Origin of the sequence: Nonlabens sp. Ci31, from assembly GCF_012974865.1 — a bacterium.
Classification (GTDB): Bacteria; Bacteroidota; Bacteroidia; order Flavobacteriales; family Flavobacteriaceae; genus Nonlabens.
Genome location: NZ_CP043633.1, coordinates 1,324,170 through 1,339,156 on the forward strand (window position 1 = coordinate 1,324,170; position 14,987 = coordinate 1,339,156).

General features: G+C 35.4%; 13 protein-coding genes. 8 read left to right on the forward strand and 5 right to left on the reverse strand.

Features of this window, described 5'->3' with window-relative positions:
- Window positions 1–11: 11 nt before the first annotated feature.
- From accB to F0365_RS05945, 7 genes are all read left to right on the forward strand, one after another.
- Window positions 12–491, forward strand: a complete 480-nt coding sequence (gene accB, locus F0365_RS05915) for an acetyl-CoA carboxylase biotin carboxyl carrier protein (RefSeq protein ID WP_169932847.1) — start codon at window positions 12–14, stop codon at window positions 489–491.
- A 147-nt stretch (window positions 492–638) separates the two neighbouring features.
- On the forward strand, window positions 639–1,988 hold the full coding sequence (gene accC / locus F0365_RS05920; RefSeq protein WP_169932848.1) for an acetyl-CoA carboxylase biotin carboxylase subunit: 1,350 nt from the start codon (window positions 639–641) through the stop codon (window positions 1,986–1,988).
- A gap of 153 nt (window positions 1,989–2,141) precedes the next feature.
- Window positions 2,142–5,549 (forward strand): hypothetical protein, encoded by a 3,408-nt coding sequence (locus tag F0365_RS05925; protein WP_169932849.1) that lies wholly within the window; start codon window positions 2,142–2,144, stop codon window positions 5,547–5,549.
- A 568-nt stretch (window positions 5,550–6,117) separates the two neighbouring features.
- Window positions 6,118–7,137, forward strand: coding sequence for a hypothetical protein (locus F0365_RS05930; protein WP_169932850.1), 1,020 nt, complete (start codon window positions 6,118–6,120; stop codon window positions 7,135–7,137).
- Window positions 7,127–7,915 (forward strand): hypothetical protein, encoded by a 789-nt coding sequence (locus tag F0365_RS05935; protein ID WP_169932851.1) that lies wholly within the window; start codon window positions 7,127–7,129, stop codon window positions 7,913–7,915. The genes F0365_RS05930 and F0365_RS05935 overlap by 11 nt, the downstream gene beginning before the upstream one ends.
- Before the next feature lie 50 nt (window positions 7,916–7,965).
- Window positions 7,966–8,298, forward strand: a complete 333-nt coding sequence (locus F0365_RS05940) for a hypothetical protein (protein ID WP_169932852.1) — start codon at window positions 7,966–7,968, stop codon at window positions 8,296–8,298.
- Between the two features lie 67 nt (window positions 8,299–8,365).
- Window positions 8,366–8,722 (forward strand): hypothetical protein, encoded by a 357-nt coding sequence (locus F0365_RS05945; RefSeq protein WP_169932853.1) that lies wholly within the window; start codon window positions 8,366–8,368, stop codon window positions 8,720–8,722.
- Window positions 8,723–8,811: 89 nt separating this feature from the next.
- Here F0365_RS05945 and F0365_RS05950 read toward each other — a convergent pair whose 3' ends face one another.
- The 5 genes from F0365_RS05950 to panD form a co-directional block, all read right to left on the reverse strand.
- Entirely contained in the window at window positions 8,812–9,345 is a 534-nt protein-coding gene (locus F0365_RS05950) for a TlpA family protein disulfide reductase (RefSeq protein WP_169932854.1), read from the reverse strand.
- Between the two features lie 322 nt (window positions 9,346–9,667).
- A complete protein-coding gene (gene radA / locus F0365_RS05955; protein ID WP_169932855.1) occupies window positions 9,668–11,038 on the reverse strand; it encodes a DNA repair protein RadA in 1,371 nt (456 codons plus the stop codon).
- Entirely contained in the window at window positions 11,039–12,214 is a 1,176-nt protein-coding gene (locus tag F0365_RS05960; RefSeq protein ID WP_169932856.1) for an alpha/beta hydrolase, read from the reverse strand. It lies immediately after the preceding gene.
- Between the two features lie 30 nt (window positions 12,215–12,244).
- Window positions 12,245–13,228 (reverse strand): YbhN family protein, encoded by a 984-nt coding sequence (locus tag F0365_RS05965; protein WP_169932857.1) that lies wholly within the window; start codon window positions 13,226–13,228, stop codon window positions 12,245–12,247.
- A 3-nt stretch (window positions 13,229–13,231) separates the two neighbouring features.
- Complete coding sequence (gene panD, locus F0365_RS05970) at window positions 13,232–13,582, reverse strand: aspartate 1-decarboxylase (RefSeq protein ID WP_169932858.1); 351 nt, start codon at window positions 13,580–13,582, stop codon at window positions 13,232–13,234.
- A gap of 947 nt (window positions 13,583–14,529) precedes the next feature.
- Between panD and F0365_RS05975 the strand changes: the two genes are divergently transcribed.
- Window positions 14,530–14,985 carry a hypothetical protein gene (locus tag F0365_RS05975; protein ID WP_169932859.1) on the forward strand — a complete coding sequence of 152 codons (456 nt, stop codon included), beginning with the start codon at window positions 14,530–14,532 and terminating at the stop codon, window positions 14,983–14,985.
- Window positions 14,986–14,987: the final 2 nt, after the last annotated feature.

A 14,987-nucleotide genomic window follows, 5' to 3' on the forward strand; every position in this document is an offset into this window, starting at 1 on the left:
CACTCTTATTTATGGACATTAAAGAAATACAAAACTTAATCAAATTTGTTGCAAAATCTGGAGCAAGTGAGGTGAAATTAGAAATGGATGATATTAAAATCACCATAAGAACAGGAAGTGATGCTGACGTAACTTATGTGTCTCAGGCAGCTCCTATGCAAATGGCTCCAGCTCAACAAGCGGCTCCTGCACAAGCAGCTCCAGCTGCAAGTGAAGCCCCTGCAGCAGCTCCAGTAGAAAGTATGGACAAATACATCACTGTAAAATCTCCTATAATTGGAACATTTTATAGAAAATCTTCTCCAGATAAGCCTTCTTTTGTCGAGATAGGAGATAGTATTAAAGAAGGTGATACCTTATGTATTATCGAAGCTATGAAACTTTTCAACGAGATAGAAAGTGAAGTTTGTGGTACGATAGTAAAAGTGCTTATTGATGATTCTTCCCCGGTAGAATTTGATCAGCCATTATTTTTAGTAGATCCTTCTTAAATAGTAAAAGGATTTTTTATGTCTTAGTGTTGGTTTTGCCTCTGATTTCTTATTGCTTTTGCGAAAGTGAAACAGAAACGAGTTATGCTGATTTTGATGCAGTACTAGAGCAGACTAATGACCAGTACCTTATTAAAAAGAAACATCATGTTTAAAAAAATATTGATAGCAAATCGTGGTGAGATAGCCTTAAGGGTTATACGAACTTGCAAGGAAATGGGAATCAAAACAGTAGCGGTCTATTCTACTGCTGATGCCGAAAGCCTCCACGTAAAATTTGCTGATGAAGCAGTATGCATAGGCCCACCACCTAGCAATCTATCGTACTTAAAAATGTCTAACATTATTAGTGCCGCAGAGATTACAAATGCAGATGCCATACACCCGGGATATGGATTCCTTTCTGAAAATGCAGACTTTTCTCGTATTTGTGAAGAACACCAAATCAAGTTTATAGGCGCTAGTGCTGAGATGATCTCAAAAATGGGAGATAAAGCTACAGCAAAGAAAACTATGAAAGCCGCAGGAGTACCTTGCGTTCCAGGATCTGAGGGTATCATTGCAGATTTTGAAGATTGTATCAAAGTAGCAAAAGAAACTGGTTATCCAGTAATGCTTAAGGCTACTGCTGGTGGCGGTGGTAAAGGGATGCGTGCTGTGTGGAAAGAAGAAGACCTTCAAGACGCGTGGGATAGCGCTCGTAACGAATCTAAAGCAGCCTTCGGTAATGATGATATGTATATGGAGAAACTCATAGAACAGCCACGCCATATAGAAATCCAGATCGTAGGAGATAGCTATGGAACAGCATGCCATTTAAGTGAGCGCGATTGTTCTGTACAAAGACGTCACCAGAAGCTTACAGAAGAAGTGCCTTCTCCTTTTATGACTAAGAAATTACGTAAGGAAATGGGTGAAGCTGCAGTAAAAGCTGCAGAATACATCGCATATGAAGGAGCTGGAACAGTAGAGTTTCTTGTAGATAAGCACCGTAATTTCTACTTTATGGAGATGAACACTCGTATCCAAGTAGAACACCCTATTACAGAGCAAGTAATTGATTTTGACCTTATTAGAGAGCAAATATTAGTTGCTGCGGGAGTAAAAATATCAGGTAAGAATTATGAGCCTTCATTACATTCTATCGAGTGTAGAATAAATGCAGAAGATCCTTATCATGATTTCCGCCCTTCTCCAGGGAAGATCACTACATTACACGCACCTGGTGGTCATGGTGTTCGATTAGATACTCACGTATATGCTGGATATTCTATCCCGCCTAATTATGACTCGATGATTGCAAAGCTGATTACAACGGCAAGAACACGTCAGGAGGCGATTGATAAGATGAAACGTGCGCTGGATGAGTTTGTCATAGAGGGAATTAAAACTACGATTCCTTTTCACAGACAACTTATGGATGAGCCAGATTATGTAGCGGGGAATTATACCACCGCATTTATGGATACTTTTAAAATGAAGCCTTTATCTGAATAAGAAGACCTTCACACATAAAAAAACCTATCTGGTAATTCCAGATAGGTTTTTTTATGCAATTAATCCTCATTTCATGTTTCTGTACTAGCTATTTGAAATATTTTTGAAGAGGAACTGTTTTAAGTAATACCAGTATATTTAAATGCTGTACATATGAAGTTGAAGTTGTTTTTTATTCTGGTGTTTTGCTGCTCAATAGGTGGTGCACAAGAGTATACCAACTTGAAAAAAAAACGTGTTGCTGTTAAGGATTCTATTCCCCTAGATTCTATAAGTATCAATCCAGCTTATTTTAAAGTAGTGGATAAAATAGGTAGGACTATCGACAGTTCTCGTTACAGCGTTAATTTTTCCACTTCTATTTTAACCTTTAAAAATAAAACGGAAATAGGTACAGATTCTATAGATGTCACTTATTTACCATTACCTGATTTTCTTACCAAGTCTTATCAATTCTACGACCCTAGTATTATTCTAGATAATGACAGTAGACAAGAACAATTAGTGGCACTACAGCAACCGACTGCAGTAAATACCTTTATTCCTTTTGATGGTCTGCAAACTTCTGGAAGTATTACCAGAGGTGTACGCGTAGGGAATAATCAAAACAGTGTAGTAGATTCTGAACTGGATTTAAGAATTACAGGAAAACTCAGTGATAAAGTATCACTGAGAGCTTCTATTCAAGATGCAAACGTACCACAAACCCAAAATGGATATTCCCAACGACTGGATGAATTTGATCAAATATTTATAGAACTATACAGTGAAGACTGGAATATAAGAGCAGGAGACGTAGACTTAATACAAGAAAATTACCAATTCAATAACTTTACAAAACGCGTTCAGGGAATTTCTGGACAGGTAAAGTTTAATGGAGACGACTCTTCTGGTTATGCAGGTGCTTCTGGAGCTTTGGTTAGAGGTACTTTTAACATCAGTAGATTTACTGGTCAGGAAGGGAATCAAGGCCCGTATAAGCTCACTGGTCAGAACGAAGAGTTGTTTATACTAGTGGTTTCAGGAAGTGAGCGTGTTTTTGTAAATGGTGTCCCTTTAAAAAGAGGAGAAAATCAAGATTATGTGATCGATTATAATGCCGGGGAAGTGCGTTTTACCCCCACATTTCCTATTACTAGTGAAATGCGTATTTCTATAGAATACCAATATAGTGAGCGTAATTTCACCAGGTTTATAGGTTATGGAACAGGTGGCTTTAAGTCTGACAAATTCCAAATAGATTCTTACATCTACACAGAAACCGATGCAAAAAACCAGCCGCTACAACAAAACCTAAGCGAAGATCAAGTAGCGATTTTGGTAGATGCTGGAGATGACAGAGAACTAGCCATTGCGCCCAGTGCCATAGCAAATGAGTTTTCTGAAAATCAGATTCTTTATCGCAGAGAAGTCGTGAACGGTGAAGAGCGTTTTATTTTTTCTCAAAATAGAACATTACAACTGTTTAACGTGAGATTCAGCTTTTTAGGTGAAAATCAAGGGGATTACCGACTCATTAATGAACAGGCTATTGCAAATATTTATGAATACATTGCACCTATAAATGGCGTGTCCCAAGGAAGTTATGATCCAGTTATCCAATTATTTTCCCCAGAAATTTTAACTATTACTGGAATTAAAGCTAGTTATGAGCCTGCTACAGGCACTAAGATATTTACAGAGCTCGCAGCAAGTAATAAGGATTTAAATAAATTCTCTTCCATTGACGATAATGATAATAAAGGTGTTGCCGTAAAACTCGCCGTACAACAACAATTGCGCAAAAAGGATAGCCTGCAGTCGTTGAATGTAAATTTAAACACAGATTATATTCAAGAAAATTTTAGAAATGTAGAGCGAGTTTATAATATTGAATTTAACAGAGACTGGAATATAGAAACGACTAGGGGGAATCAGCTATTTACCACTTTAGGGCTCAATTATGAGCTGGATTCTACCTTAACTTCATCTTATAAATTGGAGCATTTAGAATTTGACGGATTTTATAAAGGGAACAGGCATGAAATTGCTGCTGCTTATCAAGATAGTTTATGGAAGGCTCGCTTTCGCGGAAGCGTACTAAATACAAAATCTACAGAACAAGAGTCTGAATTTAATAGAGTAAATGTTGATGTGTTAAGGAAAATCAATAACTACTATGTGGGGACGCGATTAGAAAGTGAAAATAATCAGCAACGACTTACCGCTACAGATGAGCTTACTGGGCTATCTCAAAAATTTACTGGTTATGAAATTTATGCAGGACGTGGCGATACGACAACGACTTTTGTAGAGATCGGTTATAGAAATAGGACAAACGACAGTTTAAGAATGGGCAATCTTACTAGAGTAAACAGCTCTAACAACTATTACATTAAGTCACAACCCATTAAAAATGAGTTTAGTAGGTTACGTGTATTTGCCAACTACAGAAAATTAAAAAGCGATCTAGAGGGTTTTTCAGATGAGGTTTCTTTTAATTCAAGAATACAGTATAAACGTAAGATTTATGATGGTAAAATATTGTGGAACACCACTTATGAAACCAATAGCGCGCGTATTCCAAGACAGGATTTTACTTATGTATCTGTAAATCCTGGTCAGGGAACTTTTACATGGATTGATTATAATAACGATGGTATTCAGGACCTCAATGAATTTGAAGTTGCTCAATTTCAAGATCAGGCGAGTTTTGTAAGGATTTTACTGCCTAATCAGGTGTTCTTGCCCACGCACCAAAATAAATTTTCTCAAACGCTGACTTTAAATCCTATCTCTTGGACTGATGAAAAAGGCTATAAAAAGTTTTTTTCTCGATTTTATAACCAGACCAGTTATTTAATTGACCGTATGGTAGCGAGAGAAGGAGAAAATTTTGACTTAAATCCATTTCAAAGCAGCGATAATCAACTGGGATTGAACCTTAGCTTTAGAAACAGTTTGTTCTTTAATAGAGGCAAGCAAAATTTTACTACTAATTACACTTATTTAAGTACGGCAAATGAAAATTTACAAAGTATAGGGAGCATATCTAATGACATAGAAAGTCATCAATTGCGATTTTTACATAAGATTGAGGACACGTGGCTGGTAACCATAAATGCACAATCAGGAATTAACGCGAGCAGTAGTGAAAACTTTACGAATAGAAATTATAAGATTGATGACCTGTTGTTAAAGCCACAGCTATCCTATTTATTTGATAATAGCAATAGGTTAGAAGTCTTTTATCAATATCAGAATAAAGACAATCAACTCAATGAAACGGCCACTTTGAGTCAGCAAAATATAGGTTTAGGCTGGGCATTTAATAAAGCTCAAAAGTTTGCTGTAAATGGGGAGATTAAATATGTAAAAAACGATTTTGAAGGTCAAGCTTTTTCTCCAGTAGGTTTTCAAATGCTGGAAGGATTGCAGCCAGGCACTAATTTTACTTGGAACCTGCTTTTTCAAAAAAACATCACTAAATTTTTAGATTTAAACCTGAGCTATAGTGGTCGTGGAAGTGAAACCGCCAGAACAGTGCATACCGGTAATGTGCAGTTGAAGGCTTTTTTTTAGGGAAATGAAGATACTATTTTCATGATGTATATTTTTAATCGGTAAGTAAGAGTGTCATCAATTTTGAAAAGCGACTTTTTTAAATTTAAAGCTCTATTCCATGATATAATTTTCTTTGAAACACAATTACTTTTAAAGACACTTAGGCTCATAAAATCAACAAAAAACAAGTCATTATTTTCATTTAATCGATAAAAAAGGATTTTAGGTTTGATTTACCAATTGTTTTACTTAATTGTTAAGAGAGAATAACTATCTGATATTAAGATTTTTGCAAAGATATATCTCGAAAAAGAGTGCGTTTCTTGTGTTAAATAATTGCCGCTAGAATGAATTTGGGTGTTTCTACTCATAATATTAATCAAAATTTTAAGTTACTTTTCACTCTATACGATCATCAATTATTAATTCACTAAAATCAACAAGATGAAAAAACAAAAACATCTATTGAAATATTTTTCAATAGGATTACTAACTCTCTCTCTCTCTCTCTCTCTCTCTAGTTAGTTGTGAAGATGAGATAACAAATGACACGATAACTGCCAAATCTGGAGAAGGTGGTGGAGATATGGAATGTGAATTGGAACCTCACGGACTTTATTTTGACAATGGAGTCTCTCCCAGTACTGGTAATAACATGATGCATTTTCCTTCATGGGATTCTTTTGAGTATACAATTGGTCATCTTGATAATCTTGTCGAGCTGCATGAAGATTCTTTTGTTATTCCTAATGATTTGCTTTCTGAGGACGCTTTGAATGATCTTGAGGAATCTTCAGGATTTGAGGAGGATCAGCCACTTATTGATTATGAGAACAGTCATAATTTCTTTTCTTTAAGAGCATTTGCCAGAATTAAAGAAGATAATTGGTTAGATAACTCAGATCAATCAGGGTGGACTTGGGACGATGATCCCGATAATGATTGGCTTATCCATGGAACGGAACAAACAGTATACAATCAATATTATGAAGTTATGATATGTAGCTTTATATTTAAATATATGGAAGGTGGTGTCATTGTAATTGATTCTCAAAATCAAGATGCGTCTAGTATTTTGAATAGTGCAAACAATGGAGTTCCTATTGAAGAGTTGTTGACACAATTTGCAGGTAGTAATGAGAAACCAGGTGGAATAACTGACCATGTAATTTATGACAATTCAGGAGTATGTGTATTCAAAGTTACCGACACTAAAAGATTTATTTTATCTAATCCTCGTTATAGAGTAAAAGGAATACAACACATGAGTGGATATTCTGTTGGTGGTAATGGTTTGAAAGCCTATTTTAAATACAAGTCCATTACTAAAAACTATAAAAAGAAGGGAAGTAAATGGAAAAAAAGAAGAATTAAAAGTTATGCTAAGATTGTTGGAGAAAGACATGATCCATATTTAGGTTGCGGCAGTCCATTAATTGAAGTAGATAAAAGATCCACTATTAAAAAGAGAAGAAGAAGAAAAGTTGTCATTAGAGTGAATCCAGAATCTTACAATAGTCCTTCTCAATTAGGAACTGAAATTCAGAAATTGGAAAGTGTTCATTGGCAACGTGGCGAAACATTTAGATATTATTATGAAAATTAAAAAACAGTTATCACTACTTGCAGTTTTTATAACTGCAAGTAGTTTATCTTTTTCACAAGAAAACAAACCTCATGCTGAAGAATTATTTAATCGCACATCAAATTTAGGAGTGTACTTAAGCCTTAATCAAGATATTTATAACAATAGGCAAAATTCACTGATTACCTTTGAATATCGCAATATAAATAGTCTTGCCTTTGGCGTAGATTATAACTTTTATCAAAAAGGTAAATTTAATTTCAGAACTGGATTTTACATGAAAAACAGTGTTTTAAATGAGTTTATATTAGTCCCACCTGGTCTAAACGGGTTAACTAGGCAATTTGAGCTAGATAGTACTGATGGGCCTAATTGGACGTATCACTTGCCTATTATGGTCGATTATGTTGCAAAAATAAATGAACACATATTCTTTATGCCATCTTTGGGCTATGAAGTAACTCATTATGGATTTACAGAAGGGACTAGTGAAACGAGGCTATCTTTAAATGATCAAATTATTTATAATGGTTTATATACTGAAGTTCAGAAACCATTTACTGGTGGATTTAATTTTGAGCTAGGTGTTGCCGTTGATCTCAAGAATAACTTTTTCATGAAATTCAATGCAAAATATCATAGAAATAATACCAACATTGCTGGAGAAACTATTCAAAGTTTTGATAACGATAGAAATCTAACTGCAGTTAGTGCCAGCACATGGACTGGTCATTATTGGCAATTTGGAATCTCACTCTATCCACCTGCTGGATGGTTAAAAAGCAAATCAAAAAAATAAGTTCATAGGTGCTTAAACAATTAAGAGAATGTTTTCAATCATTTTAATGGATGACAAAAATTAAATTAAATTTATTACTACTTGTAGTTTTTATAATTGCAAGTAGTTTTTCCTACTCTCAAGAAAACAAAAGACATGCAGAAAATTTATTTGATAGAATTTTTCCAGTAGGTTTAAAAATAGGTCTCGATCAATCTGTTTACAAAAATGCACCTAATAGTTTAATCACTTATGAATGGAGAAAAGTAGCTGTTTTAACTTTTGGATTTGACTACAACATATATCAATCTAATACATTTAATTTTAGAATCGGTATATCTGCAAAAAACAACATTTTCAAACGAATTTGCAGTAATACCAGCTGGTTTCAACAATATACCTAGACAAGTAAATTCTGATGAGTTAGATAGTCCTAACTGGACATATCATTTGCCTATAATGGTAGACTATGTGGCTAGAATTAGTGATGAAGTTTATTTTACTATAGGAGTAGGTTATGAATTTGATGTACGTATTAATAATAGTGTTGTTTACAACCATTTTTTTGAAGAAACGCAACAGTCGTTGTTTGGTGGTTACAACTTTGAATTATCTGCTTTCGTAAATTTAAAAAATGATTTTTTTATGCGATTCGGCTACAAATATCATGCTAATAATGCAAATATTGCAGGGTCACGTATAAATGCTATAGATAGTGAGAATAATACAGACGCTGTAAGTGGCCATACATGGACAGGTAACTATAGTGAGCTCTCCATCGTTCTTTATCCACCTATCTATTGGTTTAAAAAGAAGTCTAAGAAATAAAATATGGAGTTGTTTTTACGATAATTAAAAATCCCTTACGATTAATTTTTTAGGGGATTTTTGATTTATTTGAATGAGTAAAGCTATAACTATATCGTTAGAAATCCATCAATAGTAGTTTCAAGATCTTTGTCACTGGGTCTTCTGGCGTTATCATCTATAAGGCGACCATTTTTATCAAACAGCATGTACCTAGGAATGGAGCTCACATTGTTATCTTGAAAAAGTTTTGCTTGAGGATAATTGCGGGCGAGAAAACTATTCTCTATCAAATCAAAGTTTCTAGCAGAGCGTTCCCACTTTCCAGGATCTTGATCTATAGAAATAAATACGAAGGTAACATCCTTGTCTTTATATTTTTCTTGCAGCTTCTCAGAATAAGGCATCATTGCTCTACAGGGACCACACCAGCTTGCCCAAATATCTAGATAAACGACTTTCCCTTTATGAGCTGCTAGGATTTGATCGAGGTTGTAATAATTGTCTTCAAAATCAGTTAAATGTACCGAGTCGTTGCTAGAGATATTAGCGTTGGCAAATTTCAGGATTGGTTTTTTTTCAGGAGTTTTTTCTCCACAACTGGTCATTAAAATGGCAGCAAGTATGATAACTAGGTTTCTCATGGTTTTATTTTTCAAATTATTTTTGATCGCTTTTGGCGTTTTTTATTTAGTGCAATTCTTAGATAAGTTCAGCACAGCTAAATTCGGTATATTTCTATTTTAAAGAAATCTTGCCCTTTAGTCATCGCACTGAGCTTGTCGAAGTAGTTGGTTTTTTTGTTATTATTTTATTTCAAAACCTAGCTGGCAGACGGAAGTCTGCCGCTGTGATTTTATGGGGTCGCCTGCGGCGTTTTTTTTATTTAGCGGAATGAATTCCGCTTTTTTTTTGTCAATGAATTCAAAAATTCCTCATTTCTCATTCCACATGTCTATTGCCTCTTTAAGCAAACAAATACCTCACTAAATCTTCAATTTTTGAGAAGGCTTGCACTTCTGTTCCTACATTTTTAAAACTTTGTTTTCCTGGAGCGATAAACACTTTTTCAAAACCTAGTTTTGCGACCTCATTCACACGTTGTTCCATGCGGCTTACTGGTCTTATTTCTCCTCCTAAACCTACTTCTGCACTGAAGCAGTGTTGTGAAGATAGCTCTATGTCAAAATTAGAAGAAAGAATAGCAGCTACTACGGCAAGGTCTATAGCTGGATCATCCACAGTGATTCCTCCTGTAATATTGAGAAAAACATCTTTTTGACCTAATTTAAAACCGGCCCTTTTTTCAAGAACCGCAAGAATCATATTTAATCTCTTCAAATTGTAACCAGTCGCACTGCGTTGAGGAGTTCCATAAACTGCCGTACTCACTAATGCTTGCACTTCTATCATAAGTGGTCGCATTCCTTCCATGGTAGCGGCGATTGCCGTACCACTTAAGGTAGCGCCACGTTGTGAGATTAAAATTTCACTAGGGTTGACTACTTCTCTAAGTCCGTGACCGAGCATTTCATAAATACCTATTTCATGGGTGCTTCCAAAACGATTCTTTAGGGCTCTCAAAATCCTATACGTATGATTGCGATCTCCTTCAAATTGAAGCACCGTATCCACCATGTGTTCCAAAATTTTTGGTCCAGCAATATTTCCGTCTTTGGTAATATGACCTATTAGAAGTACGGGTGTGTTGGTTTCTTTAGCAAATTTGATGAGTTCACTGGTACATTCTCTAATTTGTGAAACACTACCTGGAGAACTTTCAATATGATCTGTTTGTAGAGTTTGAATAGAGTCAATAATCAATACATCTGGCTCTACTTCAGTGATTTGTCTAAAGATATTTTGCGTCTTGGTTTCGGTAAGAATATAGCAGTTCACTGCTTCATTTTTAATACGGTCAGCACGCATTTTGATTTGCTGCGCACTTTCTTCTCCAGATACATAAAGTGTTTTGTAGGGCAAATTGAGACATACTTGTAGCAATAAAGTGGATTTTCCTATCCCAGGTTCTCCACCTAGAAGGGTGATCGATCCAGGGACTAATCCACCACCTAGAACTCTATTAAATTCTGCATTTGTAGTGTCCATTCTAGGACTTTCGGCGGCATCAATTTTGGAAATCAATTGTGGCTGAGGGGCTCGCTTTCGCGAAAGCGGAACATCTACAACATTACTTTCCCAAGATTTTTTAGTTTCTTTTTGAACGATCTCTTCCACCAGAGTGTTCCATTCTTTACAGGTCGAACACTGTCCTTGCCACTTAGAATGTTGGGCGCCACAATTTTGGCAAAACCAAGTCGTTTTTACTTTGGCCATTTACTCTTTTTCTTTTATTTGAAGCAGTTCTATTTTATCGAGCACATCATCTTTATTGATTCCTGCGGCGGGTTCCAGCCCATAAGCAATATTAAATGCTTTGATAGCTCTAGAAGGTCTTCCTAGACCTTCGTAGCCTAAACCTTCTATAAAACTCCCATAAAGCAGGTCTGGGTATTCCTTGTCAGCAAGAACACCTATATCAATGAGTTGATCCCAATCCTTTTTAGAGGCTACATAATTGGAAATAGTAACAAGATCTACGAGACGTAATTTCATATCTACGCCATAGACTTCTTTGATCATGCGGTACTTTTCTAAAATGCGATCTATTACTCGCACCATGCCTTTTTTATTTTCCTGACCTTCAAACTTCACCTCTTCAGCCAGGTCTTCATTCAGCAGTTTTTCCTCGTCTATGAGTTGGTATTCTTTGAAAATAAACTCGAGTCCGCGAGGAATAGCATGAGCGGCAACAGTATACTTATTAGAGCCTTTTATGGTTTCGTGTTTAAGGTGTAAATTTTTCTTAGTATCAAATAAGGAGTCGGTTTCTTTTGTGATGAGCTCACTTTGCAAATTGTCCTTCTCTGGAGTGGCCACATAGAAATAGTTGTATTCTTCTAGCTGACTTATTTTATTGATCAAGTTTTCTTGAATCAGTGTTGAATATTCTGGGGCAATTTGAATAAATGCGTTTATCGGTATTTTTTTACGCATGAGGTAGAAACTGGCAAGATTTGCGGTGATGTCTTTTCCTACTATTACGGTAAATGGCGCTACTCGATATTCATCCATCATGGTCTGTCTTATTTCCATAACAAAGTCCATAAATTGGAGTGATTGAGGTTCTGGAAAACCAGACTCTCGATTGATTTGGGTTTCATCATAACGACTTTCTCTCTGGTTGATACCTACCACAAAAGATTCTGGCATTTGATCCCAATAAGAAAGGTAATCTACTGTTCCTGCAACTGGTTCAAAAAGAAAGTCTCCATCGAGAACAATCACTAAGGGATAGGTTTTTTCAGGATTGGCAGCATAATTACGAGGTTTTAAGATCTTTACATTGCGTTCTTCCCCCAAAACATCACTAGGAAAAGCTCTATATAAAGCTTGAGAAATTGCCAATTGACTTACAAAGAAAGTCACTACGAGCACTATAAAGTTTTTCATCAAACAAAAATTACGAAGCGGAATTTACAATTATTTACTTGAAAGACTGCCTTTCACAGATAATAATAGAAGAGATATGGAGCCATAAACTAAAACTAGAATGGTTTGAGACAACCATAAAATCCATCCAAAAGAGGTTCCTAAAGGTTCTGAAACACCAAAAACCAACAGCACCTGAGCTATAAAATAGGGGTAAGCACCAAAACCGCCATTTGTGAAGGCTACAGCAAAGCTACCAGCCACAAAAGCACATAGAATGGCACTTATGGGTATAGTGGCTATTCCAGGTATAGCAAAAATACTAACGTAAAACATGAGTAAATACATGCCCCAAATAAATAAGGTATGTAGGAAGTACCACCATTTTTTCTTCATGGTCCAGATGGTCATAAACCCTTCTTTCATGCCTAGGATAAAACTTTTTAGTCTATTAAATAGCTGCATACGTCTCGATATGAAAACGATCAAAATAACTAATACCAGAAATATACCAGAATAGAGCAAGATTTTTGACGGTTCTGCTTTCGCGAAAGCGGAATCTAAACGAGCTTTAAAGAAGTTAATAATGGCATCACCAGCAGTAAAAATAGCGACCGCTGTAATTATTAAAAGGACCATAAGGTCGAGCACGCGCTCTGCAATAATAGTTCCAATTGCTTTATCCATAGGCACCTGATCGGAGCGATTAACAATAGCAGCTCTTGAAATTTCACCACTGCGAGGAATGATAAGATTCATGGCGTAGCCAGCTCCTATTGCCATAACATTAGTTATAAATTTAGGTGTTGCGCCCAAAGTTTCCAGCATATAGTTCCATCTCCATGCTCTAGATAGATGACTTAAAAAAGCAAAAATTACAGAGAGAATGATCCATGCATAGTCTGCATCGAGGAGATAAGAATAAATTTTATCTCGCTCTAGATCTGTAAACTGGTTGTAGGAATAATAAATGAGAAAAAAGCCTAAGAATAATGGGAGAGCAATCTTTAATATTTTGAAGAGAGTTTTTTTCACTACTTAAGAAAGCCTGTTGTCCTCTTCATTAGGAAAAAGAAGGGTAGGTTTAAATTTTTTGGCTTCTTCCATAGTCATTTGAGCATAACAAATAAGTATGAGTACGTCTCCTTTAGAAACCATTCTAGCAGCTGCACCGTTAAGGGTAATTTCTCCGCTACCTCGCGGGCCAGGAATAGCATAGGTTTCCAGTCGATTGCCGTTATTATTATTAACGATTTGTACTTTTTCACCTTCTACAATGTTTGCACCGTCCATTAGATCTTCATCAATAGTAATGCTTCCTATATAATTAAGGTCTGCGCCGGTTACTTTAACTCGGTGAATTTTTGATTTTACAACTGTAATTAACATACTGCAAAGATACGATTTGTAATAAATAAAATAAGATTGTTTTAAAACGGTAATTTTGAAATAATTCTTTGTCAGTATTCAGTTGTTACTTATTTTTATTATAGTAAATGAATACAAATCATGCGAAAATTTATTTCCTTATTTCCCTATTTCTAGGATTAACATCTTGAGATAAAGTTGATGATAACACGCTAGACAATGGTTCAATTGAAAATAATATCACAACTTAAAAATCAATAACATCTGTTAATGATGATTATGAGGGATATAGGCAGATGATACTGGGAGAATCACTTAATAACCTATATGAAATCGATTTCATGCGTGCAACAATCAATTATTTAAACCAAAAGGTAGCTGACAGTCCAGTTTGAGATTTAACTAGTGTACCCACGCATTATTATATTAAAATAACAGCAGTAAACGATCAAGATTTACAGTTTCTAGATGATCTAGATAAATCTGACGATATCGATGCGCCTGTGTTACCTGAATATCCGTTAGATCGAGAAATAATACAAGAAGGCGATTATTATAGAGAAGCATCTTCTGAGGATATACGTTTTAATCATCCAGTTTTTACAGTCATACCTGTTAACTATCAATTTTCAAATCCCTTATATTATGAAATTCTAGCAGAGATATAAGAGCCCACAAATGAAGAATATTTCTTAGAAATAGTTTCTTTATTTAGTACAGGTTGGTATAATGATTTAAGTGCTGAATTTGATGAAGATATTACAGATGAAGACCTAGATGATCTTATATACTTTCTTAATCATCCAGAAGAATTAGAAGATCAAAATGCTGGCGATTTTTAACCCAAAATTTTTAGAAGTATAGGACGATGGATAAGAAGAGCTTTTACAAGACCAGCAAAGTACACCCCTGAAGGTAACATAAATTTTGAAAATACTAATTCAAATCCCAGTGCTTTACAACCATTTATGCGGGCAAAAATCAGTATAGGAAGAAACTTTTTCTGGACTAATACCTATACAGACATCAATGGGGCTTTTAGAGCGTCTAAAGACTATAGAGAAATGGTATTAGTCAGGTCTAAATTTAGAAGTGCTGCTGCTACTATTAGAAAATCTTGGAACGAAGTAATAGGAGTAGGTGTCTCTGACCACGTAATGACTGTGACTAGAGGAAGTAATGATAGAACAAGAACTATTTTATACGATTCAAGAAGGCATTTCTGGATAAAGGCTACTTCTCATAATGGAATAGCTTTATATAATGATTATTGTTTAAGAAATGGTATCTCAGAGACGGTTAGAAATGCAAACGTATGGGCATGGTCATATGGAAATAATGCTTCTGCGCCTATGCTGTATACTTATTCTCAGCTTGCGCTAATAACACAGCTTGCCAATATTGGTCAAGCAAATGTGTGGTAAAA